Origin of the sequence: Enterobacter sp. 342 (genome assembly GCF_036663495.1) — a bacterium.
Lineage (GTDB): Bacteria > Pseudomonadota > Gammaproteobacteria > Enterobacterales > Enterobacteriaceae > Enterobacter.
In genome coordinates this window covers 1-231 of record NZ_JAWUEI010000154.1, presented here as the reverse complement: position 1 = coordinate 231, position 231 = coordinate 1, and the positions used below count along the sequence as shown (strand labels likewise).

At 54.1% G+C, this 231-nt stretch carries 1 rRNA gene; it reads right to left on the bottom strand.

The features are described from left to right. A 5S ribosomal RNA gene (gene rrf, locus V6E55_RS25735) occupies positions 1-114 on the bottom strand; the annotation flags it as partial. Between the last annotated feature and the right edge of the window lie 117 nt (positions 115-231).

The window sequence follows — 231 nt, the reverse complement described above, 5'->3', positions numbered from 1 at the left end:
CTGGCAGTTCCCTACTCTCACATGGGGAGACCCCACACTACCATCGGCGCTACGGCGTTTCACTTCTGAGTTCGGCATGGGGTCAGGTGGGACCACCGCGCTAAAGCCGCCAGGCAAATTCTTTTACTTCTTGCCGAACTTTAACCTAAGTATAAAGTGGTGCTGATACCCAGAGTCGAACTGGGGACCTCACCCTTACCAAGGGTGCGCTCTACCAACTGAGCCATATCA